Annotated in this window: 11 protein-coding genes and 1 tRNA gene; 4 read left to right on the forward strand and 8 right to left on the reverse strand. The window is 62.8% G+C overall.

Annotation, left to right across the window (positions count from 1 at the left end):
• Positions 1 to 341: 341 nt before the first annotated feature.
• Positions 342 to 1592 (forward strand): site-2 protease family protein, encoded by a 1251-nt coding sequence (locus LB556_RS20360; protein ID WP_224569523.1) that lies wholly within the window; start codon positions 342 to 344, stop codon positions 1590 to 1592.
• A 7-nt stretch (positions 1593 to 1599) separates the two neighbouring features.
• Here the strand turns inward: LB556_RS20360 and lipB are convergent, their stop codons facing one another.
• Complete coding sequence (lipB, locus tag LB556_RS20365; RefSeq protein ID WP_224569524.1) at positions 1600 to 2343, reverse strand: lipoyl(octanoyl) transferase LipB; 744 nt, start codon at positions 2341 to 2343, stop codon at positions 1600 to 1602.
• A gap of 235 nt (positions 2344 to 2578) precedes the next feature.
• Here lipB and LB556_RS20370 point away from each other — a divergent pair.
• A tRNA-Leu gene (locus tag LB556_RS20370) sits at positions 2579 to 2663 on the forward strand.
• A 397-nt stretch (positions 2664 to 3060) separates the two neighbouring features.
• Here LB556_RS20370 and LB556_RS20375 read toward each other — a convergent pair.
• The 7 genes from LB556_RS20375 to LB556_RS20405 form a co-directional block, all read right to left on the reverse strand.
• A complete protein-coding gene (locus LB556_RS20375) occupies positions 3061 to 3408 on the reverse strand; it encodes a hypothetical protein (protein WP_224569525.1) in 348 nt (115 codons plus the stop codon).
• Positions 3409 to 3571: 163 nt separating this feature from the next.
• Complete coding sequence (locus LB556_RS20380; protein WP_224569526.1) at positions 3572 to 6256, reverse strand: phosphoenolpyruvate carboxylase; 2685 nt, start codon at positions 6254 to 6256, stop codon at positions 3572 to 3574.
• Between the two features lie 145 nt (positions 6257 to 6401).
• Positions 6402 to 7301 (reverse strand): succinate--CoA ligase subunit alpha, encoded by a 900-nt coding sequence (gene sucD, locus LB556_RS20385; protein ID WP_224569527.1) that lies wholly within the window; start codon positions 7299 to 7301, stop codon positions 6402 to 6404.
• Positions 7302 to 7315: 14 nt separating this feature from the next.
• Entirely contained in the window at positions 7316 to 8500 is a 1185-nt protein-coding gene (locus tag LB556_RS20390) for a malate--CoA ligase subunit beta (RefSeq protein ID WP_224569528.1), read from the reverse strand.
• 51 nt (positions 8501 to 8551) lie between these two features.
• Entirely contained in the window at positions 8552 to 9502 is a 951-nt protein-coding gene (locus tag LB556_RS20395) for an HpcH/HpaI aldolase/citrate lyase family protein (protein WP_224569529.1), read from the reverse strand.
• 11 nt (positions 9503 to 9513) lie between these two features.
• Positions 9514 to 10704, reverse strand: coding sequence for an aminotransferase class V-fold PLP-dependent enzyme (locus tag LB556_RS20400; RefSeq protein ID WP_224569530.1), 1191 nt, complete (start codon positions 10702 to 10704; stop codon positions 9514 to 9516).
• Positions 10705 to 10825: 121 nt separating this feature from the next.
• Complete coding sequence (locus tag LB556_RS20405) at positions 10826 to 11395, reverse strand: LuxR C-terminal-related transcriptional regulator (RefSeq protein ID WP_411908599.1); 570 nt, start codon at positions 11393 to 11395, stop codon at positions 10826 to 10828.
• A 287-nt stretch (positions 11396 to 11682) separates the two neighbouring features.
• Between LB556_RS20405 and LB556_RS20410 the strand changes: the two genes are divergently transcribed.
• Together LB556_RS20410 and mgtE are read left to right on the forward strand one after the other, a co-directional pair.
• Positions 11683 to 11874, forward strand: coding sequence for a hypothetical protein (locus tag LB556_RS20410; protein WP_224569532.1), 192 nt, complete (start codon positions 11683 to 11685; stop codon positions 11872 to 11874).
• 15 nt (positions 11875 to 11889) lie between these two features.
• Positions 11890 to 13308, forward strand: coding sequence for a magnesium transporter (gene mgtE, locus LB556_RS20415; RefSeq protein WP_224569533.1), 1419 nt, complete (start codon positions 11890 to 11892; stop codon positions 13306 to 13308).
• The last annotated feature ends 22 nt before the right edge of the window (positions 13309 to 13330 follow it).

The raw sequence follows: 13330 nt of genomic DNA on the forward strand, positions 1-13330 counted from the left end.
GTATTCAGATCACGGGTTCAAACGCGGCCGGTTAACTCTCCGGTAACCGTGCTAATTTCTCGACCTATCTCCATACCCCCTGTTCGTTGACATTGAAACAAAATTAGAACAAACTGCGAACATATCAACAACAGGAGAGAGTTATGACCGATCTGGTTCAGGATGTCGTCTCGCTGGTTTGCATGAGCGCGTTTCTTGTTTCCATGGCGATCTGGATCGGAGCCATGTGATTTGGCGGCATCCGCCGTCGCTGTTCCCTAAGGGCAAGAGCCGCTCCACCGTTAAGCTTTTCTTGCCGCGGCGACGTTAGGGTGCGCCGTTCAGGCAGGAGAAACGTCCAGGTGTCGCCCATCGTCACTGCCATTCTGGTGGCCAGCAATCTCGGGCTGATCTTTCTCTTGATGACCGTGCCGCTTGGTTTGCGCACGGTCCGGTCAAGCCGCATCGTGGCGATGGACCGGCAGCGCCTGTGGCAGGCGCTGTGGCCGCTCGGCAGCGATGCCGGCTGGTCCGGCGAGATCCTGTCGGCGCAGCCGCTGGATGAAGAGGGCGTAGCCCGCATCATGCTGTCGTGGGAAGGCCGCGACGGCAGGCCGATAGAGCGCAGGGCGCGGTTTGAAGATGTCGTCGAGGGCAGTCGCTTCTCGATGCGGGTGATCGAGGACACCGCGCTCGATGGCTCGTTCTGGAAGGATTATGGCGAGACCGCCGAACTGGTTTCGGAAGGCAGCGGCACACGGGTAACGCTCAGTCGCACCGACCGGTATCGCGGCATCGCCTTCCTGGTGTTCCGTTACTTCGCCATGCGCCGCGAGCTCTCCAAGCTGCAGCGTTGGGCAAAGACCGGGCAGTATCGCAAGGGCGGCTGGTTCGAGCATCCGCTGAGCCAGGTCGGCTTTGCCGTGTTGTCGGCATTGATGCTGTGGCCGTTCTTCGGCCTTCACCTTGGCGGGCTGGCGCTGGCCGCGATCCTTACTTCGGTGGTGGCATTGCACGAACTCGGCCACATGGCGGCGTTCCGGCTGACGGGCCACCGCAGGGCGCGCATGATCTTCATCCCGCTGCTTGGCGGCATCGCCATTGGCGGTCGGCCCTATAACAGCCGTTTCGAAGTGGCCTTCGTGGCCTTGATGGGGGCGGGGTTCTCAGCCTTCCTGGTGCCGATCGTCATCGCCGCCAGCGTGCTTGCCGGCGGCGAGGGGCACAAGGCGGCTGCGGCGCTGCTGGCCGCACTGGCGGGCTGCGCTGCCCTGTTCAACATCGCCAATCTGGTGCCGGTGTGGAAATTCGACGGCGGCCAGGTGCTGCGCCAGATCTGCCCGGGGCCGATCGTCCTGGCGTTGGCGTCCTTCTCGCTGCTTTCGGCCTTTCTGGCGCTTGGCTGGCAGGCGGGGTTTTCCTCCGGTTTCCTGCTGGCGGCCGGCGCGGTCTTTTCGATCCTCAGCCTGCTCACCGTCGGCAGCGGGGTGAAGCCACGTCACGAACTGGAGCCGATCGGCACCACCGATCGTTTGGTCATCGCGGGGGGCTTGCTGGCGGTGTTCGCCATCCATGGCTGCGGCGTGATGTGGGCTTCCGCCCAACTGATCTGAAGCGCGGTCAGCCGGTCTTGCGGGCCGCTTCGGCGGGCAAGGCCTCGGCAGGACCGAACACATCCTCGAAAGCGGATTTCAGCGCGAGATCAAGATCGGCCATCGTCAGGGGAAGGCCGAGGTCGACGAGGCTGGTGACGCCGTGGTCCTGGACACCGCAGGGCACGATGCCGCTGAAATGGGAGAGGTTCGGCTCGACATTGATGGCGATGCCGTGAAAACTGACCCAGCGCCGCAGCCTGATGCCTATCGCCGCGATCTTGTCCTCGCCCGGTGAGCCATCCGGCAAAGCAGGGCGATCGGGCCGCACGACCCAGACACCGACCCGGTCCTCGCGGCGCTCGCCGCGCACGTTGAAAGCGGCGAGTGTGCCGATGATCCATTGTTCGAGCGCGGCGACGAAGGCGCGCACGTCCTCGCGCCGGCGCTTCAGGTCGAGCATGACATAGGCGACCCGCTGGCCGGGCCCATGGTAGGTGTATTCGCCGCCGCGTCCTGCCGAAAAGACCGGAAAGCGGTCGGGATCGATCAGGTCCTCGATGCGGGCGCTGGTACCGGCGGTGTAGAGTGGAGGATGTTCGACCAGCCAAACCATTTCACCGGCTGCGCCGCTGCGGATCGCCTCGGCGCGCGCCTCCATGAAAGCCAGCGCATCGGGATAGGCGGTAAGGCCGGGTTCGACCAGCCATTCGACCGGCGCCGAACCGGGGAGCGGCAGGAACGACGTGGCGATCTGGCTGCGTTCTGGCATGGCTTTTCGTTTTTCGCTTGTGCATCCCACGGGTCAAGCCCGAAGCATGTGTCCGGGCGACATGCATCCGCCCTCCATATGGCGATATCGGGCGCAAACGTCCAGTTGCGGGCGCTCATTCCAATCCTGTGGACCGTTATGCCAATCGCTTGAGATTATTGCTCGCCACGCACTTGTTTCGCCGGAAACGATTTGCTACACGCCGCGAGCCGGTCGGTTCCGGCTCCTACCACGTGCGGTCGTGGCGGAATTGGTAGACGCGCAGCGTTGAGGTCGCTGTGGGGCAACCCGTGGAAGTTCGAGTCTTCTCGACCGCACCAAATGCTCGCTTAGCCAAAGCCTTGAAACCTTTGCAAATGAAGGTTTTCCTCCACCTGTTGACCTAGCAGTCTGCGCCGGGTTTGGCTTTGGTCTCTCACGGCTATGAGGCCTCTGCGGTCAACTCTTTCTCCTGCGCTGTTAGGCTCCGGAATTTGACATATCCAAGTATGATGGTGCCAGCCATCTTGGTAGCTTCAAAAAAGCAGTCCAGTATCTCAAAATAGTCCTCGTCCCGTCGTTCAGGGTCTTCGGCGCTAATGACGAACTGAACCGTTCTGCTGGCGTCGTCGGTTTTGGCGATTGAAGAGAATATGTGCCGTTCTGATAGGTGGACGAAACCCGACGTTTCTTTGTAGACATTCTCGACCCATGGAAATTCTTCCATCAGCTTCGAAATCAGCCGATTGTCCCTAGGAATTCACCTTCTCTATCCTTCTGCTTATCAAATCGCTGGCCGGAGAGCACTGCCTTGCAGAGGGCGTCCATGCTATCCACGAGTTTCAACGCGTGGACTCTTGCCGCAGTATCGATTTGCATTCGAAGCAGCGCGGCGCCGCAAGTGAAATTTCGCGCGGCCATCAGTATCCTGAACCCAGATGCGAGCGAAAGAACGCGCTTCGTAGCTCCAATGACAAATAAATCTGATTGATAGACGCTGGCGCCGTCTTCCATCAGCGCCGATGCCTTCCGAAGAATTTCTTGCTCAATTTGCTCAATACGGCGGAGGCGCATTTCGAAGGACATGAACCGGCTCACGAAATTGACACGATTAGAAGCTGATGTTCCTACGTAGGCCTAATCACAGAAATCAGCGAATCGGGGTCGCCGGGTAGCCCCAGCACACCCGACTTTCCAATCGAAGGGCAAACGACGCTAGGTGACGTAGGTAGCCCAGCGAAAACCTCGCCTATCCCGTCCACCCGAGGCCAGCCGAGATACAATTGATCGATACGAGCAGCGCGTCGGTCGCCCGCTTTTGATCCGCTGTCCCGGTATTTGACCTGGCTTCGCGCAACAGCTCGACCTGCAGCCGGTGAATGTCATCCATCTGCCGCCGCAGATTGTCGAAACGCCGCTTGAACATCGGAAAGCGGGCGGAAAGATCGCCGCCCGTGAGGTCACCGATCAGGCGTCGCGTCAACTCGTATTCGGCGGCGATGCGGGCATAGATTCGCTCAGCCGCTTGGCTGTCGGACACCAGGCCGGCGTAGAGCCGCGCAATCTCCATGTCGGACTGGTAAAGCGTCTTCTCGGCCTCGTCGACGATCAGGCGGAAGAAGCGCGAGTGCTCGAACATGCGGGCCAGAAGCTCGCGCCCGGCCTCGCCGCGCACCGCGACGAACGAGCTGAGTGCGCTGCCGATGCCGTACCAGCCGGTCAACAGGTGCCGGTTCTGGCTCCAGGCGAACACCCAGGGAATGGCGCGCAGGTCGGCAATGCCGCTGGCGCCGAAACGGCGATCCGGCCGTGAGCCCATTTTCAGGAGCGCCAGTTCCGCGACCGGGCTCGCTTGGTTGAAATAATCGAGGAAGCCGGGCTCGGCCATCAACCTGGCATAGGATGCCTGCGACATGCCTGCCAGCGCTTCCAGCGCTTCGTCGAACTCCGGCGTTTCCTTCGGCACGACATCGCCGGACGATCCGACACTATGGGCCAGCACGCCAGCGGCGAGAACCTCGAGCTGGTTGAGGCCGGTGCCGCGATTGGCGAATTTCGACGATACGACCTCGCCCTGCTCCGTTACCCGCATGGCTCCGGCAACGGTGCCTGCCGGCTGTGCCGCGATTGCCCGGCCGGTCGGCGCACCGCCACGGCTGACAGAGCCGCCGCGACCGTGAAAGAAGCTGATCCTGACCCTATGCTTACGGCCGATGGCAGCAAGGCGCTTTTGCGCCTTTGCCAATTCCCAATTGGAAGCCAGGAAACCGCCGTCCTTGTTGGAATCCGAGTAGCCAAGCATGATCTCCTGGCGCGCGCCGAAATCCCGCACCGTCCGCCTTACTAGCGAAACGCCGAGCAATTCGTTCAGGATGACGGGTGCTGCCTGCAGATCGGCGATGGTCTCGAACAATGGCACGATCCGCAGCCTGATTGTGCCGCCGCCACCAGGCGCGGTTGAAAGTCCGCAATATTGGGCCAGTAGATAGACCGCGAGCAGATCGTCGGCCGAGCGGGTCATGCTGAGAACGAAAGAGCCGAAGGCGTCGGCATCCGAGCTGGAGATCTGCTCGCGGATGACGGAGAATGTCGAAAGCAGCTCACCTGCTTCCGGCGAAAGCCGGCCTGCGTCGATCTCCAGCCGTTCGCCCCCACTTAAGGCTGCGCGAATGCGCGCCGACCATTGCGGCGTGCCGGCCGCGACCGGATCTGTGGGATTTGTCAGCGTAAACAGCTCGGCCAGCACCCGGTTGACGACCGTGGAGTTCTGCCGGATGTCGAGCGAGACGGTACGGAAGCCGAAGCTTCCGACCTGCCAAAGCAGGGGCTGCACGAAACGCCTGGCAACCGCGCGCCCTCCAATCGCTTCGAGAACACATGACAGGCTGCTCAGATCGGCACGAAACGCCTCCGCCGAGAGGTACGCCGCCGTGCCGCCGTCTCGCGTAGCCTCCAGCCGGGCAAGCAGGGCCGAAGCGAACTGGCGAAGCGGTTCGTCAGGATTGCGGGCGGCGATCTCTTGCGCCTGTCCGCTTTTATCAAGCGCCGTTTGCAGCACCGGCTTGAAGCTGGCCGGCAGCTCAATGACGTTCGAGCTGGCGCTGAGCACCGTCACCAGCCGTTGCACCTGCGTCAGATACCAGCCTATGGCGGTATTGCGGTATTCGGCCACGGCATGGGCGGTGACCGCGGCCGTCACGTTTGGATTGCCATCGCGGTCGCCCCCGATCCACGAGGCATAGCGCATGAAAGAGGGGATTCTGATCGGCTCTCCCGGATAGTGACGCTCGAAAGCGCCTTGAAGCTTGCCATAGAGCTGCGGCGTCGCCTCGAAGATGACTTCGCGAAAGAAATGCAGGCCCCAGGCGATTTCGCGTTCGACCGTCGGGCGCTCCAGCCGCAGTTCGCCCGTCATCCACAGAAGCTCGATCTCGCTTTCCAGATCGGCGACCAACAGGTCGCGTTCGCCCGGCGCCCAGCGCGGCTGGTCGAGTTCGGTCAGCTTGCGATAGATACGGCGGTGGATTTCCAGAACCGTGACGCGTTTGGCCTCTGTCGGGTGCGCGGTCATGGTCGGGCCGACGCAAAGCTCATCGAGCGCCGCCTGGACTTCCTCCGCCGAGTGGCCGTTCGCCGCCATTTGCGCGATCACGCTGGCGAACGACCCGGGCACTTCGTCGACACCGGCGCCTTGTTCGAGTTCGCGACGCGTTCGCATGGCAAACAACTCGTCGGCAATCGTCAGCAACTGGAACCACACGCCGCTCGCCTGAAGCGCCGGGATGCGCTGCTCCGCGGCAACCGAGACAAGCGACCTGCGTCCGCTTAGAACAGCGGCGATCTCGGGCTCACGCGCGCTTGCGACCTGAAGCAGCAGGCGCAACAAAAGGCTGCGCTCGTCCTCACGAAATCTGATGCGCCTACTCTGTTCCAAACCAGTTTCCTGACCCGTCCATTGATTGCCGCTGTGGCCGCGCCCTTGGAGCGGTTCAGTGACTGCGTGAGACGCTGAACCGCTCTAAATATTTGTTTTTATGCACCGCTTGCGTTCGCGCTATGCGGCCTTCGGCCGGTCGGCATCAAGCCGCCTGCTTCCTCCGCGCCAGGGTATCGGCCACGACGTCGCCGAAGGACGACGGCGTCGGCACGATGACGACGCCGGCCTCTTTCAATATCTCGACCTTTTCCTGCGCCGATTCGCCGAAGGCGGAGATGATGGCGCCGGCATGACCCATGCGCCGGCCTTTCGGTGCCGAAAGGCCGGCAATATAGGCGATCAACGGCTTGCGCATGTCGTCGCGCGCCCAGATCGCGGCTTCGGCTTCCTGCGGGCCGCCGATCTCGCCGATCATCACCACGGCGTCGGTTTCGTCGTCCTGTTCGAAGAGCCTCAGAACGTCCTTGAAGGAGGAGCCGTTGATCGGATCGCCGCCGATGCCGACGCTAGTGGAGACGCCGATGCCGAGCGCCTTCATCTGCGAGGCGGCCTCGTAGCCCAGTGTTCCCGAGCGGCCGACGATGCCGACGCGGCCGGGAAGGTAGATCGAGCCGGGCATGATGCCCATCAGCGCCTGTCCGGGCGTGATGATACCGGCGCAGTTCGGCCCGACCAGCCGCATGCGGTCCTCGAAGCGGTAGCGGCGCATGTAGCGCTTGACCTGCATCATGTCTTGCGAGGGAATGCCGTCCGTGATGCAGACGCAGAGCTTTATCCCCGCATCCGCCGCCTCCATGATCGAATCGGCAGCAAAGGGCGGCGGCACGAAGACGATGCTGGCCTCGGCGCGGGTTTCGCGTACCGCGCCCTTGACGGTGTTGAAGATCGGCAGGCCGAGATGCGTCTGGCCGCCCTTGCCGGGGGTAACGCCGCCGACGAGCTTGGTGCCGTAGCGCTTCATGTCCTCGGCATGGAAGCTGCCGATCTTGCCGGTGAAGCCTTGCACGATGACGCGCGTGCTGCGGTTGAGCAGGATTGCCATTTTTCCGTCCTCCCTCAGGCTGCTTTTTTCTTGGTGGCCGCGCGCCATGCGGCCACGGCTTTTTCGGCGGCTTCGGCGAGCGTGTCGGCGACGATCACCGCCTCGCCGGAATCGGCCAGGATCTTGCGCCCTTCCTCGGCCCTGGTGCCGGAGAGCCGCACCACCAGCGGCACGTTGACGCCGACCTCGCGAATCGCCTTGATGACGCCCTCGGCAACCCAGTCGCAACGGTTGATGCCGGCAAAGATGTTGACCAGGATGGTCTCGACATTCTTGTCGCCGAGAACGGCGCGGAATGATTTCGCCACCCGCTCGGGCGAAGCACCGCCGCCGATGTCGAGGAAGTTGGCCGGCTCGCCGCCGGCGATCTTGATCATGTCCATGGTCGCCATGGCGAGCCCCGCGCCGTTGATGATGCAGCCGATATTGCCGTCGAGGCCGACATAGGAGAGGCCGCGGTCGCTGGCGAAGGTTTCGCGCGGGTCTTCCTGGCTCTTGTCGCGCAGCTCGGAGATTTCAGGCCGCCGGAACAGCGCGTTCTCGTCGAACGACATCTTGGCGTCGAGCGCCACCAGGCTGCCGTCGCGGGTCACCACCAGCGGATTGATCTCCAGCATCGAGGCGTCGTAGTCGCGGAACACCTGGTAGCAGCTGAAGATGGTCTCGGTCGCCTTGCCGATCAGGCTGTCCTCCAGCCCGAGCCCGAAGGCGATCTCGCGCGCCTGGAAGCGCTGCATGCCGACGCCCGGATCGACGGTGGCGCGGATAATGGAATCCGGTGCTCTTTCGGCGATCTCCTCGATCTCCATGCCGCCGGCGGCCGAGGCCACGATCATGACGCGCTCTTCCTTACGGTCGAGCACGAAGCCGAGATAGAGTTCCTGCGCGATGTCGACGGCTTCCTCCAGATAAAGGCGCGAGATCAGCTTGCCGCGCGGGCCGGTCTGGTGGGTCACCAGCTTGCGCCCGAGCATGGCTTCGGCGGCGTTGGAAATCTCCTCGTCATTGGTGCAGACCTTGATGCCGCCGGCCTTGCCGCGCGCGCCGGAATGCACCTGCGCCTTCAGAACCCATTTGCCGCCGCCGATCTCGCGGGCTCGGTAGGTCGCCTGCTCTGGGCTGTAAGCAAGGCCGCCGCGCGGCACATGCACCCCATGCCGGGCGAGCAGTTCCTTGGCTTGATATTCGTGGATGTCCATTTTTTCTCCTCCCCAAATCGTCAAAGCGCGGCGACGCGCGGCTCTTGTCGGCTAATTGAGCTGGCCGGCGCGTTCGATGGCGTCGTTGACCACCAGCACGTTGCGCGCCATGCGTTCCGATGCGGCGTCGATCATCTTGCCGTCGAGCGCGGCAGCACCCTTGCCCTGCTGCTCGGCTTCCTTCAACACTTCGAGGATGCGGCGGGCGCGCGTGACTTCCTTCTCCGGCGGCGAAAACACGTCGTTGGCCAAAGCGATCTGCGAGGGGTGGATCGCCCATTTGCCTTCGATGCCGAGTGCGGCGGCGCGGCTGGCGGCCGCCTTGTAGCCTTCCGGATCGGAGAAATCGCCGAACGGCCCATCGATGGCGCGCAGACCATAGGCACGGCAGGCGACGGTCATCCGCGACAGGGCGAAATGCCACTGGTCGCCGGGATAATCGGGGTTGAGGCCGCCGATGTTGACGGTTCGCGCCTTGTTGCTGGCGGCATAGTCGGCAACGCCGAAATGCATCGCTTCCAGCCGGCCCGGGGTCGCGGCAATGGCCTCGACATTGGCCATGCCAAGCGCGGTCTCGATGAGCGCTTCCAGGCCGACGCGGGTCTTGAAACCCTTGGCCATCTCGATCTGGTTGACCATGGCCTCGACCATATAGAGATCGGCCGGCACGCCGACCTTCGGCACCAGGATCGTGTCCAGCCGGTCGCCGGCCTGTTCCATCACGTCGACGACGTCGCGGTACATGTAATGGGTGTCGAGCCCGTTGATGCGCACCGAGACCGTCTTGCCCTTGGCGCGCCAGTCGATGTCGTTCAGGGCCTGGATGATGTTCTTGCGGGCGCGTTCCTTGTCAGGCGGGGCCACGGCGTCCTCGATGTCGAGGAAGACGAAGTCGGCGGCACTGTTGGCCGCCTTGTCGATCATCTCCGGGCTGGAGCCGGGAACCGCCAGCTCGCTGCGCTGCAGCCTGAGTTTCTTGAGGTGATGGATGGTGTGGCTCATCGCGGTTCCCCCTATGCCGCTTCGGCGACGGGCATCGCGGCGGAGGCGCGGAAGTGCTGGATGGCGGCGCCGACGCCGGAGCCCGGCGCCAGCCGCACACCGCAATCGAGCAGCGCCATTTCGGCCGATGACAGCGAGGCCAGCACCATCACCTCGTTCAGCCAGCCGAGATGACCGATGCGGAAAACCTTGCCGAATACCTTGTTGAGGCCGCCGCCCAACGATGTCTGGTAGGCCTGGTAGGCGCGCTTGACGACGTCGCCGCTGTCGATGCCTTCCGGCACGAGAATGGCGCTGACCGTGTCTGAATGCCATTTCGGCGCCTTCGCGCAGAGCTTCAGGCCCCATGCGTCGACCGCCTTGCGCACGCCTTCGGCCAACCGATGGTGGCGGGCAAAGATATTGTCCAACCCTTCCTCGGCGATCAGGTCGAGCGAGGCGCGCAGGCCGCGCAGCAACTGCGTCGCAGGGGTGTAGGGGAAATAGCCGGCATCATTGGCGCGGATCATGTCCTCGAAGGAGAAGAAGCAGCGCCGGTGGGTGGCGGTTCTCGAAGCGACGAGAGCCTTCTTGCTGACCGAGAGGAAACCGAGGCCGGCCGGCAGCATGAAACCTTTCTGCGAGCCGCTGACGGCGCAGTCGACGCCCCATTCCTCCTGGCGAAAGTCGATCGAGCCGATCGACGAGACGCCGTCGACGAAGAGGAGCGCTGGGTGGTTCGCATCGTCGAGCACGGCGCGGCAGCCGGCGACGTCGCTGGTGACACCCGTCGCCGTCTCGTTCTGCGTGCAGAAGATTGCCTTGATGCGGTGCGCCTTGTCCGCCTTCAGCCGCTCAGCGTAGAGTTCGAGCGGCACGCCGGTGCCCCATTCGCAGTCGATCACGTCGACCTCAAAGCCGAGGCGCTCGGCCATGTCGACCCAAAGATGCGAAAACTGGCCGAAGCGCGACATCAGCACGCGGTCGCCGGGGCTGAGCACATTGGTCATCGCTGCTTCCCAGGCTCCGGTGCCCGAAGAAGGGTAGATGAAGACGCGGCCCGTCTCGTTCCTGAAGACTTTCTTGATGTCCTCGAAAAGCGGCAGGGTGAGGTCGGGGAAGGTGGCCGCGCGCATGTCCTCCATCGGCAGGTTCATCGCCTGCCGGACCTGCTCGGGAATGTTTGTGGGCCCGGGGATAAAGAGATGAGTGAACCCAGCCATGCGCGAACTCCTCCGATCGTCTTGGATTGTGGAGGAAGTGTCGCGTCGAAGAGGCCCGCCAACAACACCTTGCCGGGTAAGTTGTTGGCCCGCGCGGGTGGGGGGCTCCTACCCGGTTGGCCTACCCGACAGGCGATTTGGGGCTTCGACGGCTCTCGCTCGAATAGAGCGCGACCGCCATGGCGCGGTTACGGACATCGAGCTTGTCGTAAAGATTCTTGAGATGATATTTCACCGTGTTCTCGGAGATGCCGGTCCGGGTCGCGATCTGCAGATTGGTCCAGCCATCGGACAGCACAGCCAGCAGTTCACGCTCGCGCACGGTAAGCCGGGACAGCGGCGTGTCGTTGACCTTGTTGATGTCGATATAGGGAATGCAGATGCGGCCGTGTGCGACAGCCAGGATGGTGTCGAAGATGATGGCGGGATCGTCGAACTGGAAGCAGTAGCCCTGAGCCCCCAGGCGCACACACTGTTTCAGGATGCCGATGTCATGGTCGTTTGAAAAGACCGCGATGCGCACGTTGAGCTTGCTGTCTCGGACCTCGGCCAGGACGTCCGCGCCATCCATGTCGGACAGCTTCCAGCCGATCACGGCGACATCGAACTCCTGCACCGCTGCAAGCTTCAGGAAATGCCTGCCGCTTTGTACCGAGGCCAAAAGTTCGAAGCGCCCGTCGCATTGCAGCATTTCGCGCAGAGCCGATATGACGAGCGGATTGCGTTCGGCCACGACCACGCGAACGCGCCGCTGTTCGATTGCCTCGCTCGGTGTCTTCGACGTGATCTTCAAGGGCTTCCGGTTGTTCGGGGTTACGGCCTGAATGGGTCCGGCCGATGCATGGACCTGCATCATGACAATTCTGCCCCAATTGCATAGGGGTGCTCTTTCCCCAGCGACATGCGCTGTCGCGCGCCCCTGAACCCAGACGCCACTTCTTTTGACAAATATCAGGTGCGGTTCGCCAGGCGACAGCCATGCCGGCGCAGATCAACGCCAATTGGGAAGTGCGCGTTTCGTCAGGGATTTCCATCGGTTGTAGCGACAGGTTGCAAAATGGAATCATGCCGAGGCCCGCTCGTTTTTCTTGTTTCAGCATCGAACCAAAACCGGTTTCCACTTTTGGGAATCATGGTCTAGACCTGACAGGCACCTTTTCGGGATTCTGATGGCGGGAGGCGCTGGTGGAAAGCCAGGACAAGCAGACGACCTCCGCAAAGGGGGCTGACGAGGCCCGCGCCGACATCTATGGCGAGGGCGGTGCGGTCCTTTCGTCCTTCCTTGCGCAGATCGGGGCTGCGATCGCCGACCGCGATACGCTGACCCTCAAGCATGAAGTCGATCATCTGCACCAGTCGGAGCTCGGCGACCTGATCGAGGCGCTGCATCCCGAACAAAGACGGGCTCTGGTCGAACTCCTGGGTGCCGATTTCGACTTTTCCGCTTTGACCGAAGTCGACGAGGCGATCCGCATGGATATCGTCGACCACCTGCCCAATGCGCAGATCGCGCAGGCGGTGCAGGAGCTGGATTCCGACGACGCGGTCTACATCCTCGAAGACCTCGAACCGGAAGACCAGGACGAGATCCTGTCGCAACTGCCTTTCACCGAGCGGATCAGGCTGCGCCGCTCGCTCGACTACGCGGAAGAGACCGCCGGGCGGCGCATGCAGACCGAGTTCGTCGCGGTGCCGCCCTTCTGGACGATCGGGCAGACCATCGACTACATGCGCGAGGACAAAAACCTTCCCGACCGCTTCAGCCAGATCTTCGTCATCGACCCGACCTTCAAGCTGTTAGGGGCCATCGATCTCGACCAGATCCTGCGCGCGAAGCGCGCGGTCAAGGTCGAGGAAGTCATGCATGAAACGCGGCATGCCATTCCGGCGACCATGGACCAGGAAGAGGCGGCGCGGGAATTCGAACAGTACGACCTCCTTTCGGCCGCCGTGGTCGACGAGAACGAGCGGCTGGTCGGCGTGCTGACCATCGACGACGTCGTCGACGTGATTCAGCAGGAGGCCGAGGAGGATCTGCTGCGCATGGGCGGCGTCGGCGACGAAGAACTCTCCGACACCGTGCTTGCAACCTCGCGCTCGCGCGTTCCCTGGCTGTTGGTCAATCTTGTCACGGCATTCCTGGCGGCATCGGTGATCGGCCTGTTCGACCACACGATCGAGCGGATCGTGGCGCTCGCCGTGCTGATGCCGATCGTGGCAGGCATGGGCGGCAATGCCGGCTCGCAGACCATGACCGTCACCGTTCGGGCATTGGCGACCAAGGACCTCGACATCTACAATGCCGGCCGCATCATTCGTCGCGAATTGGGGGTCGGCTTCATCAATGGGATCGTCTTCGCCATCCTGATCGGCATCGTCGCGGCAGCGTGGTTTCGCGATCCCAATCTGGGCGGCATCATCGGGGCGGCGATGATCATCAACATGTTCGTGGCAGCGCTGGCCGGCATCCTGATCCCGCTGCTGCTCGACCGGTTCAAGATCGATCCCGCCGTGGCATCGGCGGTTTTCGTCACCACTGTCACTGATGTCGTCGGCTTCTTTGCCTTCCTTGGCCTTGCGACCTGGTGGTTCGCTATCCGCTAAACAGACCTTAATTGACTTTTAC

The organism is Mesorhizobium sp. ES1-4 (genome assembly GCF_020164745.1).
Lineage (GTDB): Bacteria > Pseudomonadota > Alphaproteobacteria > Rhizobiales > Rhizobiaceae > Mesorhizobium.

Bases quoted from the DNA above. Each gene is read 5' to 3' on its own strand.
- lipB (WP_224569524.1), bottom strand. From the start codon at position 2,343: ATGCCAGAACGCAGCCAGATCGCCACGTCGTTCCTGCCGCTCCCCGGT.
- LB556_RS20375 (WP_224569525.1), bottom strand. From the start codon at position 3,408: ATGTCCTTCGAAATGCGCCTCCGCCGTATTGAGCAAATTGAGCAAGAA.
- sucD (WP_224569527.1), bottom strand. From the start codon at position 7,301: ATGGCAATCCTGCTCAACCGCAGCACGCGCGTCATCGTGCAAGGCTTC.
- LB556_RS20390 (WP_224569528.1), bottom strand. From the start codon at position 8,500: ATGGACATCCACGAATATCAAGCCAAGGAACTGCTCGCCCGGCATGGG.
- LB556_RS20395 (WP_224569529.1), bottom strand. From the start codon at position 9,502: ATGAGCCACACCATCCATCACCTCAAGAAACTCAGGCTGCAGCGCAGC.
- LB556_RS20400 (WP_224569530.1), bottom strand. From the start codon at position 10,704: ATGGCTGGGTTCACTCATCTCTTTATCCCCGGGCCCACAAACATTCCC.
- LB556_RS20405 (WP_411908599.1), bottom strand. From the start codon at position 11,395: ATGCTGCAATGCGACGGGCGCTTCGAACTTTTGGCCTCGGTACAAAGC.
- LB556_RS20410 (WP_224569532.1), top strand. From the start codon at position 11,683: ATGCCGGCGCAGATCAACGCCAATTGGGAAGTGCGCGTTTCGTCAGGG.